Source organism: Saccharopolyspora terrae (assembly GCF_004348435.1).
GTDB lineage: Bacteria > Actinomycetota > Actinomycetes > Mycobacteriales > Pseudonocardiaceae > Saccharopolyspora > Saccharopolyspora endophytica.
The window spans coordinates 1-2,113 of sequence record NZ_SMKS01000135.1 but is presented as its reverse complement, the minus strand read 5'-3'; the positions used below and the strand labels follow the sequence as shown (position 1 = coordinate 2,113).

Annotated in this window: 1 protein-coding gene; it reads left to right on the top strand. The window is 62.3% G+C overall.

All coding sequences use genetic code 11. From position 1 onward, the window contains the following. Positions 1-374: hypothetical protein (locus E1181_RS31920; RefSeq protein ID WP_207922402.1), on the top strand; the 374-nt coding region annotated here is incomplete at its 5' end. Positions 375-2,113: the final 1,739 nt, after the last annotated feature.

Sequence of the window (2,113 nt, the reverse complement as noted above, 5' to 3'; positions counted from 1 at the left end):
CCGCCACACCCGAGGCCGGCAACAACGCCTCGATGACCTGCCACTGCTCATCAGTCAGCTCATGCCTACGCACCATCAACCAAGATCAAACCAGGTCACCCACACCCACTTTAAGGACACCCCCTAGAGCCCTCACGCAGTTGCGACAGACGGTCGTCTCCGCCGCGCTCTCCGACGCTTACGCCGCCCGCGAAGCACTGAGGAACCAGACGCTCTATGCCCACCTCACCACTGAACAAAGACACCAACTCGCCGCCGTACTCACGGTCTCAGGCCTCGGCCAACGAACGATGTCCGCAGGCCAGACCCAGGACATCAACACCGCGGTCCACCACGCCGAAGAGCATCTGCGGACGCTGATCAAGCACCGGTGACGGGTGTGCCACTCAGAGGTGTTGCTCGGGGCACGACAGCGAGTGCAACTCCTAATCCCAGTGCCGTCCCGGCGGAGGCTGGAGCAGAGTTGCGCGGCCAACCTGGTTGGTTGCTTACGCCACCTGCGTGAAGAGGACGAGGCGAACCACAAGACACGCCCGCCGACACGGAGGCGGAGCACCTTCACGTGCGTGGAGAAGGCGGTACCGGTGATCTGGTCGGTCACCCAGCGGGCGTGCCACCTCCACGTGCGTAGAGAAGACGTCACCGACGCCACCGGGGAGATCATGGACACCGGACCACCTCCACGTGCGTGGAGAAAACCCGGGGATGTCCGACATCCGCGACTGCGACGTCGGACCACCTCCACGTGCGTGGAGAAGACCCCGACGGGGGTGCTGATGCGGTGTGGAACGACGGAACACCTCCACGTGCGTGGAGAAGACTCGACCGCCTCTAGAACAGACGCGATAGCGCCCGGACTACCTTCACTTGCGTGGAGAAGACTCAGATGGGGTCCTGTACCCGGGCAGATATGGCGGACTACCTTCACGTGCGTGGAGAAGACACTTCGTGAACTGCGATTTTACAGCGACGGTTGCTCGTTTCGAGACACGAACGCGATCGATCGATGATCCGCTGCCGGGTGTTCAGGCATAGGGTTCATCATGCTGCTGTCCCTCGGTGTTGCAAACTTCGGAGGCGGGCCGACGATGGTGCCCCTCTCGAAACCTCGATTGGCTCGGATCCGTCGATGAAGGACGCACTTTAGGCCACGGTCGCATCGTCGCCGAGCCACCCAAAATTCTCGCCAAGCGGGATGCTATCGAGTGGCGATGCCGAACGCGGAAAGGGAATGGACTTCATGTCGTGCGGAACAAGGCGGAGGTCCATCGGGTTGCCGCGTCGGTGCGAAAACGTGCAAGCGCCGTTCTAAAAGACCACGTCAAGGAGTGTGCTCTCCACGCACGTGGAGGTGGTCCGTCCCCGTGTTTCCTGATTTCCCAGGTGGGGCCCGTGCTCTCCACGCACGTGGAGGTGGTCCGCTGGCATCAAGGTCGTCAAAGTCCGCGTCTGGGTGCTCTCCACGCATGTGGAGGTGGTCCGTTCCGGTCGTAGGCGAGGTGGCGCAGCTGACGGTGCTCTCCACGTACGTGGAGGTGATCCGTGCAGGGGCTGGTAGGGAGCGGGAACTCGATGTGTTCTCCACGTACGTGGAGGTGGTCCGAAATTCATCGAGGGTCCGTGCGTCGCCTGGTCGTGCTCTCTACGCACGTGGAGGTGGCCCGCGCAGCGTGTTCTGGTTCGAAGCTTGGACCAGTGCTCTCCACACATGTGGAGGTGATCCGGGGATCGGAAGAGCTTGGGCGCGCCCCGATGGCGTGCTCTCCACGCAGGTCTCTGTCCCGCCGTCGCAGCAGTGGAGGGCTGTGAGCCGTTCGGGTAGGTGGTTATGACTCGCCGAGCGCACACCCGGGACTGCGGGATAGGTCACACCGCGACGAGAGTGGGGCGGCGGTCATTCCCGCCGTCGTTGATCTTTGGGAGTAAAGATTTGGGAGGATTTTGGGAGGATGGATGTGCGTTAAACTGCACTCAACCGCATCTAGGGGGTCTGCCCAGGGTTTGGTTGACACCTGACGTGTGAGGCTTCGGCCTCACTTGGAAGGATGTCGTCGTGCCCAAGCCTTACCCGCAGGAGTTTCGTGATGACGTGGTCGCTGTGGCCCGTCGTGGC